28 protein-coding genes and 1 riboswitch are annotated in these 26,169 nt (G+C 60.5%); of the genes, 14 read left to right on the top strand and 14 right to left on the bottom strand.

The annotated features are described in order from the left end of the window. On the bottom strand, positions 1–233 hold a 233-nt coding region (locus FEV51_RS10985), incomplete at its 3' end, for a transposase (RefSeq protein WP_222927442.1). 274 nt (positions 234–507) lie between these two features. Here FEV51_RS10985 and FEV51_RS10980 point away from each other — a divergent pair. The 7 genes from FEV51_RS10980 (at position 508) to FEV51_RS10950 (ending at position 7,271) form a co-directional block, all read left to right on the top strand. Beyond that, complete coding sequence (locus FEV51_RS10980; RefSeq protein WP_138618875.1) at positions 508–1,047, top strand: hypothetical protein; 540 nt, start codon at positions 508–510, stop codon at positions 1,045–1,047. Between the two features lie 355 nt (positions 1,048–1,402). Then, a complete protein-coding gene (locus FEV51_RS10975) occupies positions 1,403–2,473 on the top strand; it encodes a glycosyltransferase family 4 protein (RefSeq protein ID WP_171033114.1) in 1,071 nt (356 codons plus the stop codon). Further along, positions 2,470–3,384 (top strand): sulfotransferase, encoded by a 915-nt coding sequence (locus FEV51_RS10970; RefSeq protein ID WP_138618871.1) that lies wholly within the window; start codon positions 2,470–2,472, stop codon positions 3,382–3,384. The genes FEV51_RS10975 and FEV51_RS10970 overlap by 4 nt, the downstream gene beginning before the upstream one ends. Next, the gene (locus FEV51_RS10965; RefSeq protein WP_138618869.1) at positions 3,381–4,172 is read left to right on the top strand and encodes a sulfotransferase family 2 domain-containing protein; all 792 of its coding nucleotides are present in this window, start codon (positions 3,381–3,383) and stop codon (positions 4,170–4,172) included. Before FEV51_RS10970 ends, FEV51_RS10965 begins: the two co-directional genes overlap by 4 nt. 84 nt (positions 4,173–4,256) lie before the next feature. Then, complete coding sequence (locus FEV51_RS10960; protein WP_138618867.1) at positions 4,257–5,021, top strand: class I SAM-dependent methyltransferase; 765 nt, start codon at positions 4,257–4,259, stop codon at positions 5,019–5,021. Positions 5,022–5,124: 103 nt separating this feature from the next. Continuing rightward, the gene (locus FEV51_RS10955) at positions 5,125–6,006 is read left to right on the top strand and encodes a sulfotransferase family protein (RefSeq protein WP_138618865.1); all 882 of its coding nucleotides are present in this window, start codon (positions 5,125–5,127) and stop codon (positions 6,004–6,006) included. 14 nt (positions 6,007–6,020) lie between these two features. Next, entirely contained in the window at positions 6,021–7,271 is a 1,251-nt protein-coding gene (locus tag FEV51_RS10950) for a lipopolysaccharide biosynthesis protein (protein WP_138618863.1), read from the top strand. On the opposite strand, the gene FEV51_RS10945 is transcribed toward FEV51_RS10950, so the two are convergent. From FEV51_RS10945 to FEV51_RS10915, 7 genes are all read right to left on the bottom strand, one after another. Further along, positions 7,257–8,171 carry a sulfotransferase gene (locus FEV51_RS10945; RefSeq protein ID WP_138618861.1) on the bottom strand — a complete coding sequence of 305 codons (915 nt, stop codon included), beginning with the start codon at positions 8,169–8,171 and terminating at the stop codon, positions 7,257–7,259. The two genes, FEV51_RS10950 and FEV51_RS10945, sit on opposite strands and share 15 nt — an antisense overlap. Positions 8,172–8,316: 145 nt before the next feature. Beyond that, positions 8,317–9,651, bottom strand: a complete 1,335-nt coding sequence (locus FEV51_RS10940; protein ID WP_171033113.1) for an oligosaccharide repeat unit polymerase — start codon at positions 9,649–9,651, stop codon at positions 8,317–8,319. A 63-nt stretch (positions 9,652–9,714) separates the two neighbouring features. Next, complete coding sequence (locus tag FEV51_RS10935; protein ID WP_138618857.1) at positions 9,715–10,920, bottom strand: glycosyltransferase family 4 protein; 1,206 nt, start codon at positions 10,918–10,920, stop codon at positions 9,715–9,717. A 69-nt stretch (positions 10,921–10,989) separates the two neighbouring features. Then, positions 10,990–13,161 carry a GumC family protein gene (locus FEV51_RS10930; protein ID WP_138618855.1) on the bottom strand — a complete coding sequence of 724 codons (2,172 nt, stop codon included), beginning with the start codon at positions 13,159–13,161 and terminating at the stop codon, positions 10,990–10,992. Positions 13,162–13,171: 10 nt separating this feature from the next. Next, complete coding sequence (locus FEV51_RS10925) at positions 13,172–13,888, bottom strand: polysaccharide biosynthesis/export family protein (protein WP_171033112.1); 717 nt, start codon at positions 13,886–13,888, stop codon at positions 13,172–13,174. A gap of 99 nt (positions 13,889–13,987) precedes the next feature. Beyond that, positions 13,988–16,558, bottom strand: a complete 2,571-nt coding sequence (locus tag FEV51_RS10920) for an O-antigen ligase family protein (protein ID WP_171033111.1) — start codon at positions 16,556–16,558, stop codon at positions 13,988–13,990. Positions 16,559–16,963: 405 nt separating this feature from the next. Continuing rightward, positions 16,964–17,212: a hypothetical protein gene (locus tag FEV51_RS10915; RefSeq protein ID WP_138618849.1), complete on the bottom strand. Its 249-nt coding sequence runs from the start codon at positions 17,210–17,212 to the stop codon at positions 16,964–16,966. 576 nt (positions 17,213–17,788) lie between these two features. Next, a riboswitch (TPP riboswitch) is annotated at positions 17,789–17,896 on the top strand. Between the two features lie 38 nt (positions 17,897–17,934). Here FEV51_RS10915 and thiC point away from each other — a divergent pair. Both thiC and FEV51_RS10905 read left to right on the top strand, forming a co-directional pair. Then, positions 17,935–19,830, top strand: a complete 1,896-nt coding sequence (gene thiC / locus FEV51_RS10910; protein ID WP_138618847.1) for a phosphomethylpyrimidine synthase ThiC — start codon at positions 17,935–17,937, stop codon at positions 19,828–19,830. 3 nt (positions 19,831–19,833) lie between these two features. Further along, on the top strand, positions 19,834–20,292 hold the full coding sequence (locus tag FEV51_RS10905; protein WP_138618845.1) for a hypothetical protein: 459 nt from the start codon (positions 19,834–19,836) through the stop codon (positions 20,290–20,292). A 128-nt stretch (positions 20,293–20,420) separates the two neighbouring features. Here the strand turns inward: FEV51_RS10905 and FEV51_RS13370 are convergent, their stop codons facing one another. Beyond that, positions 20,421–20,813, bottom strand: coding sequence for a DUF2726 domain-containing protein (locus FEV51_RS13370; protein ID WP_246034538.1), 393 nt, complete (start codon positions 20,811–20,813; stop codon positions 20,421–20,423). Positions 20,814–21,221: 408 nt separating this feature from the next. On the opposite strand from FEV51_RS13370, the gene FEV51_RS10895 reads away from it, so the two are divergent. After that, complete coding sequence (locus tag FEV51_RS10895; protein WP_138618843.1) at positions 21,222–21,860, top strand: hypothetical protein; 639 nt, start codon at positions 21,222–21,224, stop codon at positions 21,858–21,860. A 79-nt stretch (positions 21,861–21,939) separates the two neighbouring features. On the opposite strand, the gene FEV51_RS10890 is transcribed toward FEV51_RS10895, so the two are convergent. Further along, positions 21,940–22,389, bottom strand: coding sequence for a pyridoxamine 5'-phosphate oxidase family protein (locus FEV51_RS10890; RefSeq protein ID WP_138618841.1), 450 nt, complete (start codon positions 22,387–22,389; stop codon positions 21,940–21,942). 161 nt (positions 22,390–22,550) lie between these two features. On the opposite strand from FEV51_RS10890, the gene FEV51_RS10885 reads away from it, so the two are divergent. Both FEV51_RS10885 and FEV51_RS10880 read left to right on the top strand, forming a co-directional pair. Next, on the top strand, positions 22,551–22,754 hold the full coding sequence (locus FEV51_RS10885; protein WP_138618839.1) for a dodecin family protein: 204 nt from the start codon (positions 22,551–22,553) through the stop codon (positions 22,752–22,754). A 79-nt stretch (positions 22,755–22,833) separates the two neighbouring features. Then, a complete protein-coding gene (locus tag FEV51_RS10880) occupies positions 22,834–23,061 on the top strand; it encodes a hypothetical protein (protein WP_138618837.1) in 228 nt (75 codons plus the stop codon). Here FEV51_RS10880 and FEV51_RS13425 read toward each other — a convergent pair. Beyond that, positions 23,058–23,192, bottom strand: a complete 135-nt coding sequence (locus tag FEV51_RS13425; RefSeq protein WP_281281628.1) for a hypothetical protein — start codon at positions 23,190–23,192, stop codon at positions 23,058–23,060. The two genes, FEV51_RS10880 and FEV51_RS13425, sit on opposite strands and share 4 nt — an antisense overlap. Before the next feature lie 145 nt (positions 23,193–23,337). Here FEV51_RS13425 and FEV51_RS10875 point away from each other — a divergent pair, with 145 nt between their 5' ends. Continuing rightward, a complete protein-coding gene (locus FEV51_RS10875) occupies positions 23,338–23,640 on the top strand; it encodes a hypothetical protein (protein WP_138618835.1) in 303 nt (100 codons plus the stop codon). Here the strand turns inward: FEV51_RS10875 and FEV51_RS10870 are convergent. From FEV51_RS10870 to FEV51_RS10860, 3 genes are read right to left on the bottom strand one after another with little or no spacing between them, the layout of a single operon-like run. Next, the gene (locus FEV51_RS10870; protein ID WP_138618833.1) at positions 23,618–24,109 is read right to left on the bottom strand and encodes a YaiI/YqxD family protein; all 492 of its coding nucleotides are present in this window, start codon (positions 24,107–24,109) and stop codon (positions 23,618–23,620) included. The two genes, FEV51_RS10875 and FEV51_RS10870, sit on opposite strands and share 23 nt — an antisense overlap. Continuing rightward, positions 24,106–24,414, bottom strand: a complete 309-nt coding sequence (locus FEV51_RS10865) for an alkylphosphonate utilization protein (RefSeq protein ID WP_138618831.1) — start codon at positions 24,412–24,414, stop codon at positions 24,106–24,108. The genes FEV51_RS10870 and FEV51_RS10865 overlap by 4 nt, the downstream gene beginning before the upstream one ends. Positions 24,415–24,460: 46 nt before the next feature. Then, positions 24,461–24,988: a hypothetical protein gene (locus FEV51_RS10860; protein WP_138618829.1), complete on the bottom strand. Its 528-nt coding sequence runs from the start codon at positions 24,986–24,988 to the stop codon at positions 24,461–24,463. A gap of 253 nt (positions 24,989–25,241) precedes the next feature. Here FEV51_RS10860 and FEV51_RS10855 point away from each other — a divergent pair, with 253 nt between their 5' ends. After that, positions 25,242–26,150 (top strand): hypothetical protein, encoded by a 909-nt coding sequence (locus tag FEV51_RS10855; protein ID WP_138618827.1) that lies wholly within the window; start codon positions 25,242–25,244, stop codon positions 26,148–26,150. Positions 26,151–26,169: the final 19 nt, after the last annotated feature.

Here is a 26,169-nt window from a genome sequence, read left to right as displayed (position 1 = left end):
AAAATCTCCCTCTCCTCCTTGAGGATCCGGTTCTCCAGGCGCAGACGTTCATTCTCACGGGCCAGATCCGCCTGCGGCGCGGCTACCAGATCAGTGGGCCGATATTGCGCGACCCACTTGCCCAGCGTCGACAATCCCACCCCTAAATCTGACGCAACACGCCGACGCGACAGCCCGCTGGCCAGCGCAATCCGCACCGCTTCCCGCTTGAACTCTTCTGTATGCTTCATCATCTCGTCGGCCTCCTTGATAGAGTGTTAAACTCTCAAGTGACCGGCACAAAACCGTTACAAGTCCAGTCGGCGCTAGCGGGCGGCCAGTCGGACTTTGCGATGACGGCACGAGCGAACCGACCCATGTCGTAATGTCCCGAGAGGACTACCTCGCGCTAGTAGGCGTACGAGACAAATGGCTTAGAGGGATGATGCAGGACCCAGATTTTGCAGCCGAATTGATCGGAGCGAAATCTGCACGCTGACCTCTACGCGCTCGCGTAAGGATTTATGTATGGATCACGGCGACGCTCCTGTTTTGGAAGACACGGCGGTTTCCACTCCGTCGCTGGTTGCGCATGCGAGGTTCTTCGTTCGTCGACATCCAGTGTCTGTCCTGTTCCCGCTCGCCCTTTTTGTTGGTGCAGGGGCGGCGCTGTTGGTGGCAATCTCTTCTGGACTTTGGGCCGCTGGAAAAGGGCCAGTATTTGCACTCTTAGCGACGCCCGGTTTTGCGTTGATCGCAATCGCTTTCATGCCCATCATCTTGGCCCGCAAGCGGATAGCGAGCATTCAAGACATCGCCGCAGCCCTGGCTGCCGCGACAGCGTATGAGCGGCCCATCCTGATCGCCAAAATCGATGAGCGTCTAAGGTCTCGGGTCGAACTCGCGCCGATGACCACCTTTCAGCTTGCCTTGATTTTTGAAGAAGTGCGAGAACGGCACGGCCAGCGTGCCCGCAACCAAGGCTGTGCTGGGGAACGCATCAAGACCGCTCAGCTTCAGTTTGTAAGCCAGATAGCGGCCAGCGGCGAGGCGCGGGCAAGGTACTGATCGGCATCTCGGATCTTTGCGTGCCACAGGCTTCGAAGAGCTAGACGATCGGCCTCCGGCCTAACCTATTGAAAAGGGTGCGTCGGTCACCGTGGGTGTCAAAATTTGGGCGCATCGGTCCAAACCTCTGTCAGTCGGTTTTGACAAATCACGATTTGTTCTGGCGTTCTGAGTCCATCTTTGCTGTCAAAGGACATTCTCCCTCGCTCTGGCGGTTTCCATGCTGGCCATCGCCGCAGCTATGGGCTAGCCATACCGCACGTGCGAAGAGGTTCTTCGTGTCATGGGTCGATCACGTGATACGGATCGACTTCCGCTCAGCCTTTCCAGCCCGAGAGCCAATGACGACCATCCGATGAAAGTTTTGCATGTCTGCGAGACCGCGACGGGCGGGATCGCCACCTATCTCAAGATGTTCGACACTGCGGCACCGGCAGGCGCGCGCAGCAGCTTTCTGGTGCCGGAAAGCCAGACCGGCCATTTCCCGCAAGACGCCGCGCTGCGTCCCTATGCGGGCGGGCGCAGTGCTGGCGGGCTGGCCGCAATGGTCGCCGCAATGCGCCGCGCCATTCGCGAAGACCGACCCGATGTGCTGTTCTTCCATTCCTCCTTCAGCCTGCTGGCGCTGCTGGCGCTCAGGACTTCGGGATCGCGCATCCCCGCGCTGTATTGCCCGCATGGCTGGGCAGTATCGCGGCTGGAAACGCAGTCCGGCGCCAAGGGCCGCGCAATCCGCTTGGTCGAGGGGCGGCTCGCCGGGCTGGCCGATGCCGTGGTCAACATTTCCGCCCATGATGCGCGGCTGGCCCACGAACTGGGCTATCGCGGGCGTCATGTCGTGATCGAAAACGCTGTGTCTGACAGTCTGGGGGAAGCAGATCCGCCGCCCTTCGCCAAGGCTGCCGGCGAGATACACCTGCTCTTTGTCGGACGGTTCGACCGCCAGAAGGGCACCGATCTGCTGGTGTCCGCTTTCGACCGGGCAGCGAAGCAGCGTCCGGAACTGCGCCTGCATCTGGTCGGCGGCGGCGTGCTGGGTGATCAGGATTTGGCGATCCCGGACAGCATCCATCAGGCCGGCTGGGTTGGCGGCGCAGACATAGACCGCTGGTATGCCGCCGCCCATGCGCTGATCGTGCCGTCACGCTGGGAGGGGTTCGGCCTGGTCGTCCCCGAAGCCTATCGCAATGGCACCCCCGTGCTCGTGAGCGACCGCGGCGCTTTGCCTGATCTGGTCGAGAGCGGGGCGACCGGCGTGGTCTTCCCGCTGGACCGGATCGAGGAGCATTTGCTGGCGCTGGACGGCGCGGCACTCGCAGCGATGCGCCCTGCGTGCCGGGCGCAATACGAAAGCCGCTTCACCAGCGAACGCTGGGCGGGAGAACTTGCCGCATTGCTGGAAGACATTATGAGAGCACGGCGATGACTGACTGGTTGCCGAATTTCTTCATTGCGGGTGCGCCCAAAGCGGGCACCAGCTCGATCCATCAATGGATTGCGGACCATCCCGATGCCGCCGGCCCGCGCGAGAAGGAAACCTATTTCTTCGTCGATCCGGGCACGCATATGCACCGGCCCAAGGCGCATATTGCCGCTGGGTTGGAAAGCTGGGCCGATCAATTCACCATTACCACAGGCGATGCGCCCAATGTGATCGTGGAATCGACGCCATCGTACCTCTATTCACGCACTGCGCTGGAGCATATTCCGACGCTGGCAACGCTACCCAAGTGCCTGTTTATCTTGCGCGAACCGGCGGCGCAGGTGCATTCGCTCTACACCTATTTCCGCAACAATTGGAGCTGGATCCCGGCAGAGATGTCCTTCGCAGACTTTCTCGTCGCGGTTCGCGCCGGTGGCCACAGCTTTGGCGGCAACGAGCTTGCACAGAACGCGCTTGCCTATGCGCGCTATGCCGAATTCCTCGACCCCTGGCGCGCTGCGTTGGGTGAGGAGCGGATGATGGTGCGCGGCTTTGACGAATTGCTGGCGGATGAAATCGGCTTTACCAAGAGCGTGGCCGCATGGGTCGGCCTCGATCCGGCATTCTACGACAGCTACACATTCCCGCGCGAGAACGAGACCTATGTGCCCCGCAACCGCGCGCTTCAGCGGCTCAATGTTGCGATCCGCGAGAAACTGCCCAAGGGCGCACTCTATCGCGGCGCGCGCAGCCTGTATCGCAAGCTGAACACGGCGCCCAAGGCAAGCGGGCGCGACCTTGGCGATGCAGCACTGATCGCCGGACTGCGCGATGAATTTGCCGCCGCGAATACCCAATTGGCGGAGCGCTACGGCGTAATTTTCGCCCCAGTACAGGACGGACAGCAGCCATGAGCGCGGTCGACCGGATCAAGCAGATGAAACAGGGCTTGGAGGACCGCCTTCTGCCCCAGCGCTTCGTCTATCATCATATCGCCAAATGCGGTGGGACGTCGGTTGGAAGGGCTTTGCGCAAGCGCTATCTCCTGAGCCAGGCGACTGTGACGCCCGAGGAGACCTTCCGCGCGTTTCAGGCCTTTACTGGCCGCAACGACCGCGTGGATATGATGGTAGACGTGTTCGACCTGCGCGAGCAGATGCTGCTCTATCACATGTTCCACGACGTGCGCGGATTGTCGCTGCACGTGCGTTTTTCGAACATTGCGTGGGAGCATTTCAAGGACCGCTACAAATTCATCACCATCCTGCGCGAGCCGGTGAAGCGGTTTGTCTCTCATTACCATTGGAGCCACGGCAAGTCCGGCGCATTCGGCCGTATCGAAGAGGATTTCGAACCATTCCTGGACACTGAGCGCGCGCGCCTGGTGGGGGCGACCTTCGTGGAAAACCTGTGCGGCCTGCCCAAGGAAATCCCGTCTTACAGTGACGAAGCGGTCGCTGCTGCCATCGCCAACCTCGACAAGTTTGCGGTGGTGGGCGATCTTGCAGACTTGCCGCGTTTCGAAACCGACATTCGCCGCGAACTGGGCGTCAAAGTGAAAATTGGCCACGAGAATGCCCGCAGTCGCACTGCTGTCCGGCGCAACGAGCTTGATGATCCGGTGATCCGGGCAAAGGTCGAGGCGTTGTGCGCCCCGGACATCGCCGTGTGGAACGCCTATCTGGCGAAACGCGGCAATTGACCAGTCAAACAACTATTCTGTTGGTGCTTGGCGCAGGCAAGTGCGCTAGATCACCGCGCAACAGCTATCGCAAGGGAACGTCACGTGAATTTTGTTGAGCGCCTGTATCCTGAAACCGCTGCCGGAGGGTTTGCCCGCAGTCACCCGAGGATGGAGCTATTTGTGCGGATTCGCTCGCTGCTTCCTCCGGGCGCTGCGGTGCTTGATTTCGGTGCCGGGCGCGGAAAATTTGCCGAAATTGATCCTCCCAGCCTGCGCGTGCACACTGATCTGAAGCCTTATGTAGACCGGTTTGCCGCCTTCGACGTGGATGAGGCGGTGCTGGAAAATATCGAGACCGATGACAGGCATTATGCGCCCATCGGTGCTCCGCTGCCCTTCGCGGACAACAGCTTTGATCTGGTTTACAGCACCTGGGTCGCCGAACATATTGCCGATGCCGGTTTCTACAGCAGCGAAATCGCCCGCATCCTGAAGCCGGGCGGCTGGTTTTGCAGCCTCACACCCAACAAGAATGGGCCGATCGCGCTGGCTGCGCGGATGGTGCCGAACCACCTGCACAGCGCCGTGCTGCGCCATGTCGTGCCATCGCGGCAAGAGCGCGATACCTTCCCGACCTGCTACAAGCTCAACACGATTTCTGACGTTGGCCGACATTTCCCCGGCTGGAAGAACGCCAGCTATTATTTCAATGGGCCGGCGGCCTATCACGGCAACAAAATTGCACTGGCGCGGCTGTGGCAAGCCGTCGATTGGGTGTTGCCCAAGTCGATGGCCAAGGTACTGGCGATATTCGTGCAAAAGCCTCTGGCCGGGGCGCCAGGTGCTGGTGCTCCCCTTTCCGACTGACAGTATTTTCCGCATGGCGTGGCAATTCGGCAGGCCACCAGAAATGTCTGGCGATATTTGCCAGTCTATAGCTGAACCACCAAGACGCACTTAGGAGCGAAGCGTGAGCGAGAAGAAGGTAAATCTCTTTATCCTAGGGGTTCTCAAATGCGGGACGACCAGCCTGTCCAAGCTGCTTGAAGGGCATCCCGAGGTGTTTGGCCCGTCGATCAAGGAAACGCACTTCTTCAGCGACGATAAGCAGTACCGCAATGGTGCCGCGTGGTACCATAATGAGTTTTACTCCTCGCACGAGGCGCGCCAGGCGCGCATCTGGCTGGATGCGACGCCCGCGATCCTCGTCAGCGAGGAGGCCCTGCGTCGGGTCGCCGAATATGCGGAGCCGGATGCCAAATTCATTGTGGTGCTGCGCGAGCCGGTTGCGCGGGCGATCTCGGCCTATGCGCATCGCCAGCGGGTGATGGATGAAGAGCTGTCGTTCGAGGACGCGCTCGATGCCGAGGAAGAGCGAATGAACGCAGTGAAGGCCGAGGGCGGCCGTTGGTGGCGACACGGTTATGTCGAAGTCGGCAAATATGGCGAACAGCTCGAACGCGCCTTTGCCATATTGGGCCGCGAGAGGATGCTGGTGATGCGTCAGGAGGATTTGCGCGATTTCGATCAGGTGAAGGCGCAGCTGACCAGTTTTATCGGGCTGACCCTGCCCTTTCCGGCAGAAAAGGCCATTCATGCCAATCCTGCGTCGATGCCGCGGTCAAAATGGTTTTTCCGGCTGCTGGCGCATGACAATCCTTTGAAACGGATCGCCCAGGTTCTGCTCCCCCGGCAGTTTCGTAACAGGTTCGGCTATGCCATTCGCAGTCTGAATGAACGCCCGGCGCAGAAGCCGCAGATTTCGGCAGAAACCAAGGCCCGTCTGCATTCCGCCTTTGTCGAGGACCAGCGCCGACTCAAGGCACTTGGCCTCTCTTCGCACAGCGCCTGAAGGTTGCTGAACAGATGAAGCTCGTCAAACAGGTCGGCACGCTGGCGAGCGCCAATACGGTTTATCTGCTCAGCCAGCTGGTGATTCTTTCGCTGCTGACTTATCTGACGGATATCGCGACCGTTGCGGCATTCGGTTATGCCAACGCGATTATCCAGCCGCTTTACCAGCTTGGCCTGTTGGGTCTGCGCGGCAACCTCGCCACCGATGCACGCGGCGAGCATGGCTTTGGCACTTTCATGAGTGTCCGCCTGGTTATGTCGGTTATTCTGGTGATCGGTCTGGTCGGCTTCTTCGCTACATTCAAGCCGGAATATCTATTGATTGCCTTGCCACTGGTGTTCCAGAAAATCACCGAAATGCAGGCTAACCTCTGTTACGGAGCGATGCAGCGTGCGGGCAAAATCGCTTATATCGCCCGCTCGTTACTGACCCGCGGACCCGCTACCCTGATCGTGTTCGCCGCCGTGCTGTGGTATACGCGATCGGCGGAAATCGCGCTCTGGACGCAGACGCTGGTATGGTCGCTGATCCTGTTTTTCTACGATTTGCCCAAAGTCCGTTCGATCGGCGAGAAGCTGACGTTCGATCTCGACTGGCGGCGGGTCTGGAAACTGGGGTTGGGCAGCGCACCGTTGGGCATCGGACAGTTCTTTTCAGTAGCGCAGGTCAGTATCCCCCGGCTGGTGGTCGAAGCCACCATGGACGTCCGCGCGCTCGCTCTGCTGACCGTTGTGGGATACATCCAGCGTGCTGCCATCACCCTGTTCCACAGCGTCGATCAGGCAATCAGCTGGCGATTAAGCCGCTTGTGGGCCAGCGGGCAAATTGCGCAATATCGCCGCATTCTGGGGCGCATGGTCATCGTTGCATTGGGGCTTGGGATTGTGGGCTGCGCCGTAGCATTGCTGCTTGGACGCCAGCTGCTGGGGCTGGCCTTCGGTCCGGAATATGCCGCTGCCGGTACGCTGTTCAATTGGATCGCGCTTGCCATCGGCCTGCGGTTGGTCGCCAGCGTGCTACAGACGGCGCTGGCATCCCAGCGCCGGTTTATGGATTTCAGCAAAATTCAGCTGGTGATGGTGATCCTGACCGTTCCGGCAACGCTGATTGGCGCAAAATTTGGCGGCGTGGTCGGGATCGGCATGGCGCTTGCCGCGCTGACGGCGGTGCGGGTTCTGATACAGTACTGGTACCTGCGGGCCAAGTCATCCACGCCGCCGGTCCTCAAAGATGATGAGAAAATCCCCTCAGCTCTGGACTGAGCCGAACAACGCTTCCTCGACATCGCCGGTGAGCCGATCAACCTGCGCCGCGTCGTCATCTGTCAGCAGCTCTTTCCAGTAGGAATTTACCGCCGCGACCGAACGGGTCCAGTCATGCGATGTCTTGCTGTCTGGCCGGCTACGCGTCGCTGATTTTTCCGCAGTCAGCAGTTTTTCCGTCGCCGCAGTCTGGACGAGGCCGAGCCGATCAAACAGGCGCGTATATGTGGCGCGTTCATCGGCCACCAAGGCATCGGAAGTGACCAGGTGAACCCGGTCGAGGCAGTTCTCGCGGATCAGGGGAAGATAGCTCATCCGCCAGATCAGGGCTGAGGAGATGATCGAATCCTGCGCCTTGCCAAGCGCGCCCTCGACGACCGGGCAGGCACCGAAACGCTGTGCCCAGCGCGGGTAGATTTCCGCCGCGCGGCTGACCCATCCCAATCGGCGATAGCTGGAGGCATGCGCCTTGGCGCGGCGTGCGGTGACCACCACCGGAACGCCGCGCAGCGCTACATCTGTGGCCAACATATTGGCGTGCGGGTCCTTCCAGATGACTGCCTGAGACCACGGTTGCAGACTCGCAAGGCGAAATGAATGCAACGTACGGCTGCCGAACAGAGCGCGCTTCAGGCTAAAGTCCTGGCGCGGTCGCTGCTGCGTCTTGAGTGGGCCAGGGCGCAGTCCGGACAGATCGGAAATCAGCTGGTCGACCGCGGAGGCGGAGAGCCCAAGTCCATCGCCCACCATTGGCATCCATGCATCCACGCCCTGCACACCAGTTGGACCCAGCGGCTCGTACAGCGTGACAGCCCGCCGTGCGGTGGCGAGCATATTGCCGACGGGGGTAGTGGCCGTGCGCGGCGCGCCGGTTACCAGGATGAGATTGCGGTTATTCATCGACGGATATTTCTGTCTCTTGCGATAGCTTGGGGTTTGGCGAATATCGGTTGTCTCGGGCTGGCAGTGGGGCGGCGCAACCCGATCGGGAGCCTGAAAACTGACCTGGCCCAGCAATTGTAGAGTGCGCGGGGCGTGTCAGGTGTCAGCTTTGCACAGGTGGCGGCAGCCCCTGATATGACGGCGTTTGGGCCCCGCCGCCCAGACCGAAAGCGCTCATCAAACGCAGGGTAATCGCCACCAGAAAGAAGGGTACTACGAAAAGGACATAGTTCTGGAGCGTTCCGAAATCGAAGCCGCCATCGAGCATACGGAAGGAAATGACGGCACCGATACCGGCGGCCCAGGGCGAAATCCTGCGGTCTCGATAAGCGGCGTCAATGGCCGCAGCCAGCAAGCCCGATAGCAGCCCGCCGAGAAAAATGCCTGGCCAGGAGAAATTTACGTACCAATCCCCGATCTGGGTCAGTGTCCAGCCATTGACCTTGTCGGGCTCGTAATTCCGCCTAAACCATCCGCCTACCATGTATGTTTCGCGGCCCGCGTAAATCTGCCGCGGAACCCACGCGAGCAGACCGCTGACGAAATCCTGACCATAGCGCAGCTCGAATCTCTCACCCGCATCGCGAAGTGCCAGCATAAGGCCGTCGAACTGGGCGAAGTGAAGGCTGTAAGATGTCTCGCGCCAGAAAGGCATGGTGTTTTTGAGAGTGATACCAGCGGCTTCGGTGGTCAGATCCGAGCGTACCCACCGCAGGCCGATCAGCGCTGCAAGCGCCCCGACACTGAGCCAGGCCATGCGAGACAGCTTGCTGCCCGATATGCAGAAGTGCCAGCCCATCAGCACCGCCAATGTCAGAACGGCGATATTGTGCCGATTGCCCCACATGAAATTGACCGCGAAGTTGAGCAGGATCAGAAATATAATCAGGCTTATGATCACCAATCCGCGCCGGTACTCCAGCGCAGTTTTTTGCACCTTCCCCATCGCGATCAGCGCCACCGCGAGCGTCCCTACTGCTGTGGTCCCGATTTCGCGGATGACATAGGCGCCCTTCAGTTCCTTGCCGGTTTTTACGGCATAGATAAACCGGCCGATCCCGCCCCATTCGTAAACCAGATATAGGGTGGCGAAGGCGTTGATAATGGTGATTGCAATACCGACTGCCAGGATCTGCCCGATCGTTGCGGCGTGCGGCTCTGCGGGAAAAATTCCGCGCGAAGGCAAATTGCTGGAAAAGGCCCAATAGCTCAGCGTCAGCAGAGCGACCCAGATTGCAGCCACCGCGCTGGCATAGGCTACCAGCGTCCACGAATCCGGGTTGAAGAATTGCGGCGGCGATGGGACATCAAGGCCGAGAAAAAACAGCAGCGGCCGAACAAACGCCTGAATCCCGATAACAATACACACAGCCAGGCCCGCCATGCGGCTGTTCCGATAAAAATTGTAGGCGCAGAACACCAGAACGGTAAGGCTCATGCAATACGTCATCAATGCCAGTATCACGCGCCGCTCCTCTGTCTTGGTGGTCGTTGTTGCACGCTATTTATCACCCAGCAAATTGGCATAAAGCGCGATCAAGCGATCACGATGTTTCTCAGGGCTGACCAGTTCGCGATACGGCTGAGGGTCGAAATTGTCGAGTTGCCGCACTTTTGCCAATGCCGCTTCGAGAGCTGCCGGTGCCTGATCGTGATATATTGTCCCCGACACCCCATCCTCAACGAATTCGGCACCCGCGTTCCAGCTGTTGGTGACGACCGGCACGCCGCGGCAGATCGCCTCCATCGGCACCAAAGGCTGGCCTTCGTACCACAGGCTCGGAAAGACCAGCGCACGGGCCTTGTCCAGCCAGGAGTTGACTTGCTGCGGGGTCTGCCAACCGGTGATCGTGGCCTCGGGATTGGCCACGCGGATCGCGTCAGCCTCTGCCCCATCACCAACGAACACCGCCTCGGCACCCGCTGCCCGGGCCGCGCGTGCGAAGGCAAGGCCGCCCTTTTCCGGGTTGAGGCGGCCGACAAACAGAAACACGCTGTTGCTCGCAGCATCGACTGTCGACAAACCATCCACGTTGACAGGATTGGGCACGTGGTGAAGCCGCGTGGCGGGCGAGAGATAGGGTGCCATCGCCCGGCGCTGAGTCTCGGAGATATAGATTACATCACTAAGCTTGCGCGGTATCCGTCCCGCGCTCCAGGTGGCCGCCTGCCGCGCCACGCGCCACGCCTTGTGCGACGGCTTGCGCACGTCGCAATTGGTCGTCAAGCATGCAGGCCCCAGCGCGCGGCGGTGACAGATCTCGTTACGCTGATAGTCGTAAAACCCGCCGTTCGGGCAGGCGAGAAAGTATTCATGCATGGTGTAAACTGCACGTAGCGGTCCGTCGGTAAGCACCGGACCAATCGCGGGCGACAGCGCCTTGGCGTAGCCATGACAGTGCAACAGGCTGGTGCCGGGATCGAATTTTGCCGCGAGTTCGGCGAGCCGCCGCTGTGCCGCGCCATTCCAGATACCGCGTGTGACTGCCTTGATGCGGCTTGGTTCCGCAAGGATGTCGGCATGGCCAAGAATTTCGACGTCGATATTGGGGTGATCGAGCAAGGGGTCCGGTTCGCCAGAGGCGGCAAAGAACAGGATTTTCTTCCCGACATCCGCCAACAGCCGCGCACCTTCAATAGCGACCTTAGCCTGGCCACCATTAATGTTCGCGAAATCGCTCGCGAACAGAATGTTCTTCACGCTCATCGCCCGGTCACCCAGATGCGAACGTGACAGCCGGACGCATAGGCCGCCGAATGGTGGCGTGAAATTGCATCAGGCTTCCGACGATGCGTATTCGTAATAATTGCTGCCGTAGCCGTAACCATCCTGGTTGAGATCCACCTTGGTCAACAGCGCGCCGAGCAACACCGCATCGGTGGCAGTCAGGCGGCCAAGCGCGATCCGCGCCTTGCCCACGCGTGCACGATCGGATTCGAGCACAAAGATGACCGCGCCCACATGCATCGCAAGCGTCGGTGCATCCGCCAGGCCGAGCACTGGCGGGCCATCAAACAGGACGAAGTCATACTCGTCTTCAAGCTGTTTGGTGAACAGGACAAAGCGTTCTGAATTAAGCACTGAAGCCGAATCGTCGATTGTCGAACCGGCGAGCAGGGCATCAACGCCGCTGCCGATATGGTGGATTGCCTGGGCGGCCGGCACCGCTTCTGCCAGCACGTCGGACAGTCCGGTCCGGTCACTGATTTTCAGCAGGTGATGCAGACGCGGGCGCCTGAGATCGGCATCGACCAGCAACACTCGCTTGCCAAGCCGCGCAAGGTCGCGAGCCAGCGCCAGCAGCGTGGTGCTCTTGCCTTCGCTGGGTTCCGAACTGGTGACGACAACAGACCGTTTGCCGATGGTCCCCATCCGCAGCAGGAAGCTGGTTCGCAGCGAGTGGATTGCTTCCGACTGCTCCGATTTCGGATCCTCGAAGACTTCGGAGACCTCATCGGTGCCAGTGTAAGCGGGGATGGAGCCCAGCACCGGAATGTGCAGCCGGTTCTGGACATCGACTGCGGAGCGCAGCCGGTCATCGGCCAAGGTCCGGATCGCGGTTGCCAGCGCTGCCAATACGATGCCGATAAACAGCGACAGCATCATGTTGAACGCGACGCGCGGCGAAGAGGGCCGCAGCGGCGGGGTCGCCTGATCGAGCAGCGTGATGTTGTTGGCGGTGATACTGGTCTGCGCGCCGACTTCCTTTACCCGCTGGAGCAGGTCGTCATAGAGCACGCGCGTGGTGTCCACCTCGCGCTTGAGGATGTTCTGCTGAACACTGCGATCCTGCTCGGTAAGGAATTCTCCCTGCAAGGCTGCAACGCGGTCCTTTAAAGTGGCTTCCTGCGCGCGCGCCGAATCATATCCGGCGCGAATGCTGCCCTTGATCTGCGCGGCAATGCGATTGCCCTGTTCATTGATCGCATCAAGCCGGGCCTGAATGGCCTGCGCATTGGGGTGGTCGGGCTTGTGGACCGCCAGTTCCTTGTCGAGATCGGCAACCGCGCGGGTGCGTTCGGCCTGCAACGCCTGATAGGCGCTGTTGGTAAGCACCTCGGGCAGCAGATTGGCAGGGGTCGACGAAGCGCGGCGCCAATTGGCCTCGGCTTCGACGCGGCGTGCCTCAGCGGCGCTGGCGGAATCATTGAGCGAAACTAGCGTGCGCGTGGTGATCGTGTCTGAGATGCCTTGGACGCCCTCTTTTTCGGGCAGCTGGATTACGCCCGAGGCGCGGGCATAGCTGTTGAGTTCGCGTTCCGATTCTTCAAGCTTCAGCTTGGCGTCGGCCAGCTGTGAATTAAGGAAGGTGCGCGCATAATCGCCGCTTTCGATTTTGCGGTCGATATTGTCCTGAATGAACACTTCGGCATAAGCGTTGGCGATCTTCGCCGCACGTGTTGCGGATGGGTCGGTGAAACTGATATTCACGATCCGCGTGTCATAAGGCAGGTCAAAATTCGACCTGTCGCTAAGGTAATTGATCAAGGTCTCGCGCAGGCGTGCCTCAGTCATTTCGCCCGGATCGGAAACCCCTGCGACGGCAAGAAAATCGGCATCGGTCAGCAAACCTTCGGCTTCGATCAGTTTCAGCGCGAGGCGACGACTGGACAGAATATCGATCTGGGTTGCCAGAAAGCGTTCGGATTCCTGCGGCGCGACCATTGGCTGCAGCTCTTCACTGTCAAGAATACGCTCGGACCGCTGCTCGATCTGAACCGAAGATTTGGCGGTAAACTCGGGCCTCATCAACATGGTGATGATGATGCCTGCTGCCATCGCCAAGCCAATCGCGCCCAGGATGATCCAGCGGTTACGCCGGATGCTGCGCTTGATGGCTTCAAAATCGATGGTCGCAGGCGGGGCGATTAAACCGCCGGAGGGTGCGCTGCTGTTGTGTTGGACACGGTCGCCGGATTCGACGGCTGCAATCGGAGTGTTAAGCATGCTTAAGCCTTCAGAACCGGGTAAATGCGTTGACGATCGGGCCAATGGACAGGAATTCGCGCCAGCCTGACTTGATTGCGGAATAGCCGACAACGACCGTGTCGCCCGGGAAGATTATCGGATCATCGACCCGGCCTTCACGAATATCCTGCGCGTTGAATACCCCGCCATACCGCTGGCCGTCGATGACGCGGAAGACCACGACTTCGCTCAGCTTGGCGGTTTCGGTGGGGCTGCCCGCGCGGGCCAGCGTCTGCAGCAGAGTGGTCTCGCCGGTATATTCGAACGCGCCGGGCTTCTTCACATCGCCTTCGACGGTGAACAGGAGCCCTGACGCCGAGGCGACGAACACTGTAACCTGCGCGTTTTGCGTATAGCGCGCGTCCAGCCGCTGCTTGATTTCCATTTCGATCTGGTGCGGCGAAAGCCCTGCAGCATCCACCCGCCCGATAAAGGGGAACGAGAACTGGCCCACCGCGTCGATCGGGATCTTGGCAAAGGTCAGGCCGGGTTCGTTAAAGGTGCTGATCGTCAGAATATCGAAGGGCTTGATCCGGTACTCGGTCACAGCCTCAGCCCCAGGGGGCTGAATCGCCGCATAGGCGGCCGCGCCGCGCGGCAGATCTTCAGACACCGAAGTGTTGGTACAGCCCGCAACAGCAAGCGCCAGCGCCGCTGCCTGGAGGGCCCGCCTGTGCGTTCCCGCCCACTCGATTACAGCATTCATCCGTCTCGACCCCATCTAGGATTGTCGTTTATTATTTGTAGCGATCAACGATCACCGGTTTCGGCCCCCACCAGAAGAGTGTGGTTTATGGGTTCACGGTCATTCTAGCAACCGCTTCCTGTCCAACATGATGTCAGAAATGCTCGCACCCTTGGCAAGTTGGCCGCGCCCCTTGTTGATTGTGACCAGCACGCCGCCGCAATCTTCGGCCACGATTACCACTGCTGCGCCCATTCCCGGGCCCGGCGGATCGAGCAATTGCAATTCGGGCGGACGGCCATTTTCGCAAGTGAGTGAGGGAAAAAGATCACCGGTTTCGGCACCATTTGTGGTCCAGCGCAATTCGTGACCGCCCGGGCCCATGAACAGAGCCAGCGACGCCAATTGGCGCGCGGGCCCGTTCAGACTGCTTTGCGTGGCGATGGCGGCGGGTTGTCCTGATGCGCGCACGATCTCAACCGGGCTGCGGTCGCCTTGCGGTGCAAACCACGCAAAACGGGTCCCGCCGGGATCAAGCGGCCCGGCAGGCGGGCTGGTGGACCATGCAGGCTTGCCCTCGGCCCAGCCGCCGGGACCGGCCAGAGCGGTCCAGAAATCCGCTGCGCGTGCTCGGTCGCTGCGAAAAACAATCGAAGCTTCACGCGCTGCCATGTCGCGCGGGATCGCCAGACCGTTGGCGCGTGCCAGTGCCAGGATCTCAACCCGTTTCGCCCAGCCATCGGCCTGACCTTCGGGCACCGCCTCACCAGCAGAGCGGGCAATGAATTGCATCAGCAGATTGAAATAATCGGGCCCCTCGGCCAGCCGTGCGGCCCATTCTTGCCGCACCCTTTCATCGGCCAACACGCCGTCGAGCAGCCCGGGCTGCTGCATGAATTCGGGATGCGTACGGAACAGCGCATCGAGGTGAAGCACCGCCTTGGGAATTTCCCCTTGGGACAAGGCTGTCTCAAACGCATTGATCTGGCCCAGCGGCTCGCGCCAGCCCAGCCGTGCAGCATTGTGCAGGAACAGCGTCGCGCGCGGATCGCCTTTGCGCAGCAGTTGCGCGCCGTGCAGCGATTGCATCTTATCGTTCGCCGGATAGCGCGCTGCCATCATCGCGGTCAGCGGTGACAGATCGGCGTCAGGGGCGTTCGCGCTGAGGGTGGCAATGGTGTTCAGGCAGGCATTGGGCGTGGGAAGTATGCATGACAGATTGAACGGCAGCGGACGGCGTGCCCGTTCCAGTGTTGCGAGCACCACCAACGGCACCAAACCTGCGACAACGGCGAGGGACAAGGCGAGTCTGGTGCGTTCTGAAGGGCTTCGACGCCGACGTTCGGCTCTCCGTTTACTCCGTTTCCCGCGTGACACTTCCGCTGTGACCTGCTCGTTGCCATCGTTGGCACCATCGGCCCGGTCAGCGATCACAAGGCCAAGCAGCATCGCCCATACCACAGCCACGGACATCGTGCGGATCGGATAGTCGACCAGAGAATGTGCGCTCAGCAAGACTGAGACCAGCATTAACAATGCGCCGCGATAGCGTGCCGAACTGGAGGCTCCCTGCCGCATGACAGTCCACCCGCGCCACAGGACCATAAACAGCGCGAGTCCGGCGATCGCCAATGCGGGCCAGCCGCCTTCAATCAGCAATTCCAGAATTTCGTTATGCGCGCGATTGGCGACCGTAGAATCCAGGAGTTCCTGGCTCTCGTAAATCTTGAACACCGGGACAAACGTTCCAAAGCCAGTCCCCCACGGAAACACTTGTCCTACAGCGTACCAGGCATCGGGCCAGATAACGGCCGTCCGCCCTTCTTCGCCGGCACCAAACCGCGCCAAAGTCTTGAGGACAGTGACGTTATTCACCAGATATGCCGCAGCGCCAGCAAGCATGACCGCGCCTGCGGCTGCGACGATCGCTACTGCACGGGCGCTCTTGCGCCGCATATCCCACATGCCGCGCAAGGCCAGGATCAGCGCACATATCAGGCACATTGCCAAGCCCGACCGTGACCCCGTCAGGACCACCGCAATCAGCAGTACCGATGCCAGTACACCCTGTATCGCCCAGAATGTCGTGCGCTCCTGGCCTTTCAATCGCGGTCGGCACGCCAGCGCTGACAGCAGGATGGCCAGAATGTCTCCCTGCGCGTTGCGGTTTGCCTGAAATCCTCCGGAAAAATTCTCAGCGCCAGCCGAATATAGCGAAAAGGGCCCGCCCGCCTGCAGCATTTGCAGCGCAATGGTTGCCAAGGCGAAAAGCGCCAGCGCGGGGAACAACCAGTCGCGCTGAGCAGGTTTGGTACCACTGGCGACCAGATAGGCTGCAAACGGCGGGATCAGCGACAAGAGCGACGAGAATGTCAATGATGGCGCGACCGAGAAACTGTGCCACATCGCGGGGTCCAGCGACTTGGTGTTCTCGGCAATAATTGCGCGTCCAGGCAGGGCTTGCCAAACCCCGGCAGGGAGCGGAATGATCTGCGCGACCATTAGCAGCGCGAGCGCTATGCCCAGCCCTGTAAGAACTGGTTCACGACGCACGGCTGCCAGCAAAGAATGGCGGGCTGTTGGTTCGAAAGCAGCCCAAGCCAGCAGCGCGAGGCCCGCCAGTTCGACAATCATCTCCGGGAAAGGTGACGGCGTACCGCCACCGCCCACCAACAGAGCGATGAAAAACATAATCAACAGCGGGAGGGACGGACCGCGGGCATCGATTTGGCGTAACGGCGCTGAAAATCGGGGCTCGGCAGACTTCGCCATGGCTGGTGCAACCTTTAGAAATTCGGAGCTACCGGCGGGTGCATCCAATGGGCGATAGAACAATACGCAGATGTCACAAAACTGCGGGCATATTGGCAGTATACACCGATGCGCAGACTGCACACCACGAATTGGGCGCCATACGCACCAATCGAAGCCACTTTACCTAACGATCGCCACCGCCAGCGAGACTTCGCCGCCCGGTAAGTTTCGCGCTTAAACATACAAATGCCCCCGCCGACAGTGTCGACGGGGGCATTTGTTAAACAGTGATCACTAACGCAATGCTATCTGCGTAAGCAGACATCAGAGCATCAAAGCGATTTAGCCGTTCGAATCGTTATCGTCGTCGTCAGCAATGATGATGACGCCAGCGATAACCGCAGCAAGAGCCAGAATTGCGATGAGAATGGCCGAGCCACCAGCCAGTTCACTCTCACTATCAACGGTCTGAACTGCACGCTGCACCTTGGCAGCAGCAGGAACCACGTCATTTGCACGGGTACCTGCCTGAGCAGCAACCGGGGCAACCATAAGACCAAGCGCAGCAGCGGCGCTAAGAACATTCCGCATTATATTATCCTCCAAATTCAATTCGTATCTATGCGAACTCGATTGGCCATATGCCGCGCCAGCGGGGCAGAGTCAACGCCGATCATCGCAAACTGCCGTAGTTGCGGGGTTTCTGGCGTTTGATTCATCGTTTGAAAACCACAGCTCATCCCGAATGTTGCCGCATTGCCACATCGATTTCTTGGTCTCCTTGCGCGTATGACGATGTGGTATCTGGGGCGGTTTGGAGGACGACATAATGTAGCTCGATCAGCCACAATTACTGAAAACACAGGATAAAAGCGCTTCGCCTCAGATTTTCGGAACCTAGGCAATTGTATAAAAACGACATTTGGTCTCAGCGCGGTCTCTTGCACAAATCGCGCGCAGGTGAAGCGAATGTGCTCTTCGTCGCTTAGCGTCGGCCAAACGAGATTTTTGGCGATTGGCCCTTATGCAACGCTAGTCATCTGATTGCGGGGCAGTGCGAATCACCCCCGAACGTCTTATCTATAGGCGGCTACCGAAACATGCATCGCTTCCGAACTTACCCTACTGCCCGAACCGCTTGGCGGCGACCTCTTCTTCGCCTAAGAAGCACCATCCCCGGGGAGCGCGCTTGTGCTGAGAGGGAGGGTTTGCATCCTCCGACCCGTTGAACCTGAACCGATTAACATCGGCGGAGGGAGCGGGCGTGCCGGCAACCGACATGCGCTCTCTTTCGCCACGAGGAGAGTTTACGTATGGCCGATATCAACAGCAAATTCGAAATCGGCGTTACGACCGGGCCGATCCGGGGCTCCAAAAAGGTTCACGTCGGCAAGCTGGGCGTGGCGATGCGCGAGATCCAGCTTGAGGGCGGCGAAGCGCCGGTGCGCGTCTATGACACCAGTGGTCCCTACACCGATCCCGATATACAGATCGACATTGCCAAGGGCCTCGCCCCGCTGCGCCGCGAATGGCAGCTGGCGCGCGGCGATGTGGAGGAATACGCGCCGCGCGAAATAAAGCCCGAAGACAATGGCCAGCTCGGCCCCGACCGCAGTGGCGGGGTGCCCGCTTTCCCCACCGCACTGCGCCGCCCCTTGCGCGCCAGGCAGGGCAAGAACCTCAGCCAGATGCATTACGCCCGCCGGGGCATCATCACGCCCGAAATGGAATATGTCGCCGAGCGCGAAAATCTCGGCCGTGCGCGGATGCGCGATGTGCTGGGGCAGGAACGTGACCGGGGTGAGAGTTTCGGCGCGGCAATCCCCGATTACGTCACCCCCGAATTCGTCCGTGACGAGCTGGCGCGCGGCCGCGCGATCATTCCCAGCAACGTCAACCATCCCGAATGCGAACCGATGGCGATCGGGCGCAACTTCCTGGTCAAGATCAACGCCAATATCGGCAATTCCGCCGTCGCATCCGATGTGGCGACCGAGGTCGACAAGATGGTCTGGTCGATCCGCTGGGGCGGCGATACGGTCATGGATCTGAGCACCGGACGCAATATCCACGACACCCGCGAATGGATCATCCGCAACAGCCCCGTGCCCATCGGCACCGTGCCGATTTATCAGGCGCTGGAGAAGGTCGGCGGCGTGGCCGAAGACCTGACGTGGGAAATCTTCCGCGACACGCTGATTGAACAGGCCGAGCAGGGCGTCGACTATTTCACCATCCACGCCGGCGTACGCCTGCCCTATGTCCCGATGGCCGCCAAACGCGTCACCGGCATCGTCAGCCGCGGCGGTTCGATCATGGCGAAATGGTGTCTGGCACATCACAAGGAGAGCTTCCTCTACGAGCACTTCGACGACATCACCGAGATCATGAAGGCCTATGACATCGCCTATTCGCTGGGTGATGGCCTGCGCCCGGGCAGCATCGCCGATGCCAATGACGAAGCGCAGTTTGCCGAGCTTTACACTTTGGGCGAGCTGACCCACCGCGCGTGGAAATCCGATGTGCAGGTGATGATCGAAGGGCCGGGCCACGTGCCCATGCACAAGATCAAGGAGAACATGACCAAGCAGCTTGAGGTCTGCGGCGAGGCACCGTTCTACACCCTCGGCCCGCTCGTCACCGATATCGCGCCGGGATATGACCACATCACCAGCGGGATCGGCGCGGCACAGATCGGCTGGTACGGGACCGCGATGCTTTGCTACGTCACGCCCAAGGAACACCTCGGCCTGCCCGACCGTGACGATGTGAAGGTGGGCGTGATCACCTACAAGCTGGCCGCCCACGCCGCCGATCTGGCCAAGGGACACCCCGCCGCGCAGGTGCGCGATGACGCGCTCAGTAAAGCGCGCTTCGAATTCCGCTGGCGCGACCAGTTCAACCTGTCGCTCGACCCCGACACGGCCGAGCAATACCACGACCAGACGCTACCCGCAGAAGGCGCCAAGACCGCGCATTTCTGCTCCATGTGCGGCCCGAAGTTCTGCAGCATGAAGATCAGCCAGGAAGTGCGGGATTTCGCGGCGAAGCAAAACTCCGACAGCTACCTGGCGAGCGAGAACATCAAGCGCGAGACCTCTCCGCAAGAGGCCGAGGAAGCGGAGAAGGGCATGGAGGAGATGAGCCGCGTCTACGAAAAAACAGGACGCGAGCTTTACATGGGACAGGGCGACCGGGAGCATGACTGAGCGGTGAGCTGGATCGGGCGCCTGTTCGGCGGGAGATCGGACGCGGTCGGTGAACCTGAATATGCGAACGCTCTGCCTCCCGATCCCGCCGACATCGCGAGGCTATTCATTGCCGACTATGAGCGCTGGAACACTTACGCGTGGTCGGCCCATCAGGTCGATCCACGCGATGTGCAGTCTGAGCGATCATATCTCAAGCTGATTGCCCATTACTGCGGCCCGGCCAAAAAGCCCCAGCTTCCCGCCTACGGTTCAGCCCCCACCTTTTCTTCCGCCAACTGCACCGTGGGCAGCGCGAGCGGAGATGACGGGAAATGCACTGTACCCGTGACCGCGCGCGACGAAACCGGCTTTGACGTTGCCTTCGAATTCGACTTCATCCGCGAGCGCGCGCGCTGGCTGCTGGAGGAAGTCTACTACCTCGACGAATACGAGAAGGGCGCGCGGTTGAAATATCTCTAGCGAAAAGGCTCAAGCAGGAAGTGCGCGTCTTTGCGGCGAAAGCAGAGCTCGGACAGCGACCTGGCGAGCGAGAATATCAAGCGCGAGACCTTAGCCGAAGAGGCCGAGGAAGCGCAGAAGCACTGCGATTAACCCGCCGGAACCAGCTTCTCCACCAGCGCCCTGAGTTCGCTCGGCGTGGTGTGGCCGGCGACCACCTCGTGATAGCCGATGCCCGCTTTGCGCAGCGCTTCCTTCTTCACCGCGTCGCGCGCGGCGGCGCTTCCTTGGTGGTGGCCGGTGCCCTGATATTCGATAGCGTGAACCACGCGGCAATGCTCGTCCATCAGCGCGAAGTCGACGCGCTTTGAATTGACTGCGAAATAGGCGTCCTTGTCGGGGCTGGCGAGGAATTCGCCCAGGCTGACTTGCGCCATGACCTGCCAATCAGGATTGCGCGCGATTACTGCCTTGTCGAGGGCGCTGAACAGGATTGCTTCCGATTTGTTGAGCAGCGCGCGCGATGAAAACTGGCCTTGCAAACGACCTTTAATTGCTCGGCGGCGAAGTCCGCTGCAGTCGCCTGGCTGTTCCTGGCGCGCTCGTTTGATTGCGGTCCAGAACGGCCACTGGCGGCATTGCGCCCGCGCCAATAGGCTTTGCGTTGTTCGCGGTCAGCCGCTGACACTATACGCTCAAACACGATTCCGATGGTTGCGCCAATCGCCAACACAATGAACAGTGCAATGGGGCGGGCCAAGAACAGATCGACGGTTTCCATAGCCCGATTGTAAAAAGGCAACGGTCTGTATTTGGTGAAGAGTTGTTTGTCTGCGCCCTCTAGCACCGGGCGGCCTTGCAGCCGGCTGGTCGCCGCCCGTTCTTACCCGGTCTGTAGCCGGTGCGCTTGAAACTTTCCTACACGCCAAAATTCTGCCTTATGCTCCGCGATGAGCACGCATGACACATCCCTTTCGCCCGCCACTCCCTCCTCCGATGCTACCCGCCACGATGGCTGGTCGCCGGACAAGCAGGCGGGGTTCCTGCGCCAATTGTCCGCCACGCACTCGGTCACCGCGGCGGCAAAGTCGGTCGGCATGTCGCGCCAGTCAGCCTATCGGCTGCGCTCCCGGCTGAAGGGCAAGGCGTTTGATCTGGCGTGGGAGGTGGCGTTTCATCATTCCTACGATCTGCTCGCGCATACCGCGCTCGAGCGGGCGCTCAACGGGGTGGAGATACCAGTGTTCTTCCAGGGCGAGCAGGTCGGCAGCTATCGCAAGTTCGACGAGCGGCTGACGGTTGCGCTGCTGCACAAGATGTCGCTGGGCGGCATTCCGCTGATGGGCAAGCTCGGCCCGACGGCGGAGCGGCATGCGCGCGATTTCGAAGCACTGCTTGGCGCGGTCGAGCGCGGGGATGCAGTCAAAACCGGGGCACGCACACCTGCGGACCGATCCGAACTCGCGCTGATCCGCGCCAATTCCAGCGCCGATCCCGATTACGAGCCCTCATTCCCCTGTCCGTCCGCCATGTCAAATGACGAACTTTTCCTGCATTTGCAGGAGCTTGACGCGGACTTGGAAAGGTGACGCCCTGTCACCTTTGTCACCCACCTTTGTCAACCGGCCCAAATAGCCAGCTTCGTGATTGGCTGCGCCCTGAAAAGCGCTAGTCGATGTCGAAATCGCCATCGTTCTCACCATCCCAATAGGCGGCGCGGGTGGCATGAACGTGCAGCATGACGAGCCCTTCGGTGCCGGTACCGTCCTTGAACCAGCGGTCCAGCTCGTCCACCCAATGCTCGGCGAAGGCCGCCTTGTCGCGGACGATCTCGGCCTTGCCTTCGACGCTGATGAAGATGCCCGGTGCGCCCTTCGGCGATGGGGCACCTTGCAGGGACAGGCCAACCTTGGGATCGCCCTTGATATCGGTGACCATCAGGCTGTCTTCCCAGGTGAAGTAATAGCTGTCGCCATCATAATCGACCTGGCGGTTGTTGCTCATCGGCCGCGCGCCGATCTGGCCATCTTTGGTATGCGTATTGAGCATCACGAAATCGATATCCTTCATCGCCTTGGCAATGTGGGCGAGATGCTGCTGGGGGGATTTGTCGGCCATGGTGCGCTCCGGTTGTTTTGTCTGCCGAACAAGCGTTTGGAAGCCCTGCGTGTTCCTGATCGCCACGCGGGGCGGCGGGAAAAGCGGAACAACCGCCGCCGCCACCGCTTGATAAGGCATAGTCCCGCAACCGCGCGGACATCCTTACAGGAGCACAGTTTATGTCAGTTGCAAAAGTCACCGAAATCATCGCCTCCTCGCCCACCAGCGTCGAAGATGCCGTGCGCGAAGGCGTGAAGCGCGCGTCCAAGACGATCAAGGGCATCCAGGGCGTGTGGGTCAAGGATACCAAGGCGACCGTTGATAATGGCGAAATCACCGAATGGCGCTGCACTCTGAAGATCACTTTCGTGGTCAATGATTAACCTGCAGCGGGATTGACGGATTGCAGGCGGGGCCTATCGGTCCCGCCTGTCCATTACCGCAAACTTACGGAAAACCCGCATGGCCGATCTCTATCTCAAGTCGCTCCAATCGGAACGCAAGGCCCTGTGGGCGACGTGCCGACTCAAAGGTCTGGCCAAGGACACGCCCGAACGCCAGCGCATCATCCAGATCGACGACGCGATTGCTGCGCATGCAGCGCGGGCCGGTGCGGGGAAGGCCAAGCCCAAAGCCGCCAAGCCTAAGGCCAGCGGCGGGAGCTCCAAAGGCAAGGCACCCAAAGGCTAGCCGTTGGTCATATTCTCCAGGCCCTTGATCCCGCCAGGCTTGACGCTGGGGTTGGAGGCATTCTGCTTGGGGCCTTTGTCAGCCTTGGGTTTGCGGGCTTCGCGGCTCGATTTCTTCTGGCCTTTGGCCATGATCTTTCCAATCGGGGCGGTATGCCCCGCCAGCACCATACGCCAGTTTGCGCGCTAAGCCGCAGGAATTCGGGTTGGGCTGGACACAAAGCGTGCTAGTGACGTTGTTGCAGTGCAGCATTTTGCTGCGATCAGGGAATTCTCAATGGCGCGCACATCCTCCAAGACCTGGCCCGAACTGGCGAGCGAAAGCTGGCTGTTGGCCAGTGACGCTGCCGTCGTCATCTGGCTGCGGTCGATGCGGCTGATGATGGGCGGCCCGCTGGCCGCGCGCGAGGCGGAGCGGATGGTGAGCGAGAAGCTGACCGCCAGCATGACCTTGCTGCCTGCACTGATGCAGGGCGGGCTGACACAGACGCCAGAGGCGCTGGGGGCGAAGGCGCTGGCGCATTACCGCGCGCCGGTTGCCGCCAATCGCAAGCGGCTCAGCGGCTCTTCGCGAGCTTGACCAGCACGCGGTCGAGCGCCTGGAGATAGGCGGATCGATCGGCCTTGGAAAAGGGTGGCGGCCCGCCGGTAATGCCATCGGCACCTACCCGCAGATCCGCCATGATCGCGCGCACCGCAACCGCGCTGCCGATCGAATTGGCCGTAAAGGGCTTGCCATTATGCGCCAGCACCTGCGCACAGGATTTGACGCAGCGTTCGGCCAGCAGGATATCGGCGGTGATTACGACTGTGTCAGGCCCAGCCCGCTCGGCAATCCAGTCATCCGCCGCATCGAAGCCGTTATCGACAACGACGCGGCTGACCAGCGGACTTTGCGGCACACGTAAGGGGGAATTGCTGACGATAACGACCGGCACTTTATAGCGCGCTGCGACGCGGTAGGTTTCCTCCTTTACCGGACAGGCATCGGCATCCACCAGAATGCGGGGGCCGTCATTCGGGTCGCTGGCTGGCTGCTGGTCGCTCACCGCTTTTTCACGAACTCCGCGCGCAGGACCAGACCTTTAATGCCGGGATATTTGCAGTCGATTTCCTGCGCATCGCCGGTGAGGCGGATCGATTTGATCAGCGTTCCCTGCTTCAGTGTCTGGCCCGCACCCTTTACGGTGAGGTCCTTGATCAGCGTGACCTGATCGCCATCGGCCAGCACATTGCCAACGGCGTCCCGGACTTCGATCTGGCTTTCGGCGGCCTGCAGGGCGGCGAGCTGGAACGCGGGCAGCCATTCGCCGCTGGCGTCATCGTAAACATAATCTTCGTCGGAGTTTTCCATGTCCGCCGCCATGCCGGGCTGCGTCGAGGCTGTCGAGGGTTTGGAGTTAGTTGCGCGCGGCTAGTGTGGCGGCGACGTCGACCATTCTGGCGGGGCCCTGTACGATCTCAGGCTGCGGGAACGGCGTGGCTTGCGCGAACAGCGGCTCCTGCGCGCGGGTGCTTTCATCAATGGTCGGCGCAACTGCCGCAACCGCTGGCTGGCGGCTTATTGGCTTCACCACATGGACATCTTCAGCGACATAAAAATCGCGTGTTTCGGCAGCCAGTTCCACCGCCTCGTCATACATCGGTGCGTTGTAGAAACTGTCCTCATAACGGGCGTTGCGATACAGACCCCGGCTCGACAGTTCGGACACTTCGAAGCGGCCTTGCGGCGTGACGATGGGGTAATGGTTGGGGGCAGGCTTGGCGGCAATCGCACTTGCGGCGCGTGCCGCGTCAAAGTTTGCCTGCGGCATCGTGGCGGAGGTCTCGCGCTCTATCACCGGAGTGGTGCCAATCGCTGCGCCGCTGATGGCGCCTGCCACGGCAACCACTGCTACGGCGCAAATCTGTTTGGGTGATAGCTTCATCGTGCTGTCTCGCGTGTCTGGTGTCAGTAATTCAAACGCGCATGGTCCGCCCGCCGTTCCCGGCCCGCACCGCGCGACGTCCGCTGCGCGCTAACACTCTGACCTCAGGCCTGGTCTTCATCCGGCCTTAAGCACGGCTCTAAAGCCCGCCGCAAAGGTTCACGGGCTAAGTTAACGGGCGAGTTAGGAATTGCCGTTATGCGGGGTGGCACATGCCGCCCAGAGCGCGGCGTTGCAGGGAATTGAGTTGCCAATGCATGATTTGCAGACCCTTTTCGCCGCGGAAGAAGGCGAACGTCAGTGGGAAGATCACCTGACCGCGCAATTTGCCGTGGGCGATCTTGGAGCCGTGTCCGATGTGCTGGAGGAAGCGCTGATCGCGCTCGACAGCGAACTGGCGCGTGAATGTCTGGCCCTGCGCCCCGAAACCGTGGAGCTAACCGGCTGGGAAGAGCTGGTCGAGGCAATCACGGTCCATGAAGGCGAACCCATTGGCGGCGTCGCGCTGGCCATCGCCAATGAGGCGGACCGTGCCTTTGAAAAGGGTCAGTTGCACCACCCCTTCATGATGCTGGGCCTGTATTGCAATGAACCCTTCGATTTCACCCGCGCCGATGCGGCTGAGCTGATCACCCAGACCCGGTCCGAGGAAGGACCGGCATGGGCCGGATATGACGAAGACATCGAAGTCTATCTCGATCTTGAAGGGCTTGACCGGCTGAACACCAAATTGCTGCATCACAAACAGCGTCACTTTTTCCGGGACGGAAATCCGACCGAAGCCCCCGCGCGCTATGTTGAATATGTGCTGGGCTGTTGGTGGCGTGCCCTGCTGTATCAGCAGGCGGTGGCGGCCGAATGCGCGATCCACGGTCTGCCGGGTGGTATTCCGGTCATCTCCGGCATGGTCGATATGCGGCCCGAAATCGTGATGGTTCACGGCATCGGCGCACGCACGCTGGAACCCAAGCGCGAAGAAGAGGTGAAACCCGCCTCACCAATCCTGGCTGCCGATTTCATTCAAATCCGCACGGTGGAAGAGGTCAAGGAATTCACCGGAGCCGATTTGCGCCGCAAGGTGGTCGAGACAGGGCAGGAAGACGAACCGCCGGTCAAAAAGGGCTTTATGGCGCGCCTGTTCGGGTTCCGCCGCCGGGCCTGACCCGTCGCCGGTGGCGCGG

The sequence above is a fragment of the Qipengyuania marisflavi genome (assembly GCF_005884405.1).
GTDB lineage: Bacteria > Pseudomonadota > Alphaproteobacteria > Sphingomonadales > Sphingomonadaceae > Qipengyuania > Qipengyuania marisflavi.
This window is presented reverse-complemented; position numbering and strand designations above follow the sequence as displayed.

Excerpts from the sequence above, each read along its gene's own strand:
- FEV51_RS10980 (WP_138618875.1), top strand. The coding sequence starts at position 508 with ATGGATCACGGCGACGCTCCTGTTTTGGAAGACACGGCGGTTTCCACT.
- FEV51_RS10975 (WP_171033114.1), top strand. The coding sequence starts at position 1,403 with ATGAAAGTTTTGCATGTCTGCGAGACCGCGACGGGCGGGATCGCCACC.
- FEV51_RS10970 (WP_138618871.1), top strand. The coding sequence starts at position 2,470 with ATGACTGACTGGTTGCCGAATTTCTTCATTGCGGGTGCGCCCAAAGCG.
- FEV51_RS10965 (WP_138618869.1), top strand. The coding sequence starts at position 3,381 with ATGAGCGCGGTCGACCGGATCAAGCAGATGAAACAGGGCTTGGAGGAC.
- FEV51_RS10950 (WP_138618863.1), top strand. The coding sequence starts at position 6,021 with ATGAAGCTCGTCAAACAGGTCGGCACGCTGGCGAGCGCCAATACGGTT.
- FEV51_RS10945 (WP_138618861.1), bottom strand. The coding sequence starts at position 8,171 with ATGAATAACCGCAATCTCATCCTGGTAACCGGCGCGCCGCGCACGGCC.
- FEV51_RS10940 (WP_171033113.1), bottom strand. The coding sequence starts at position 9,651 with ATGAGCCTTACCGTTCTGGTGTTCTGCGCCTACAATTTTTATCGGAAC.
- FEV51_RS10935 (WP_138618857.1), bottom strand. The coding sequence starts at position 10,920 with ATGAGCGTGAAGAACATTCTGTTCGCGAGCGATTTCGCGAACATTAAT.
- FEV51_RS10930 (WP_138618855.1), bottom strand. The coding sequence starts at position 13,161 with ATGCTTAACACTCCGATTGCAGCCGTCGAATCCGGCGACCGTGTCCAA.
- FEV51_RS10925 (WP_171033112.1), bottom strand. The coding sequence starts at position 13,888 with ATGAATGCTGTAATCGAGTGGGCGGGAACGCACAGGCGGGCCCTCCAG.
- FEV51_RS10920 (WP_171033111.1), bottom strand. The coding sequence starts at position 16,558 with ATGTTTTTCATCGCTCTGTTGGTGGGCGGTGGCGGTACGCCGTCACCT.
- FEV51_RS10915 (WP_138618849.1), bottom strand. The coding sequence starts at position 17,212 with ATGCGGAATGTTCTTAGCGCCGCTGCTGCGCTTGGTCTTATGGTTGCC.
- thiC (WP_138618847.1), top strand. The coding sequence starts at position 17,935 with ATGGCCGATATCAACAGCAAATTCGAAATCGGCGTTACGACCGGGCCG.
- FEV51_RS10895 (WP_138618843.1), top strand. The coding sequence starts at position 21,222 with ATGAGCACGCATGACACATCCCTTTCGCCCGCCACTCCCTCCTCCGAT.
- FEV51_RS10890 (WP_138618841.1), bottom strand. The coding sequence starts at position 22,389 with ATGGCCGACAAATCCCCCCAGCAGCATCTCGCCCACATTGCCAAGGCG.
- FEV51_RS10885 (WP_138618839.1), top strand. The coding sequence starts at position 22,551 with ATGTCAGTTGCAAAAGTCACCGAAATCATCGCCTCCTCGCCCACCAGC.
- FEV51_RS10880 (WP_138618837.1), top strand. The coding sequence starts at position 22,834 with ATGGCCGATCTCTATCTCAAGTCGCTCCAATCGGAACGCAAGGCCCTG.
- FEV51_RS13425 (WP_281281628.1), bottom strand. The coding sequence starts at position 23,192 with ATGGCCAAAGGCCAGAAGAAATCGAGCCGCGAAGCCCGCAAACCCAAG.
- FEV51_RS10875 (WP_138618835.1), top strand. The coding sequence starts at position 23,338 with ATGGCGCGCACATCCTCCAAGACCTGGCCCGAACTGGCGAGCGAAAGC.
- FEV51_RS10865 (WP_138618831.1), bottom strand. The coding sequence starts at position 24,414 with ATGGAAAACTCCGACGAAGATTATGTTTACGATGACGCCAGCGGCGAA.
- FEV51_RS10860 (WP_138618829.1), bottom strand. The coding sequence starts at position 24,988 with ATGAAGCTATCACCCAAACAGATTTGCGCCGTAGCAGTGGTTGCCGTG.
- FEV51_RS10855 (WP_138618827.1), top strand. The coding sequence starts at position 25,242 with ATGCATGATTTGCAGACCCTTTTCGCCGCGGAAGAAGGCGAACGTCAG.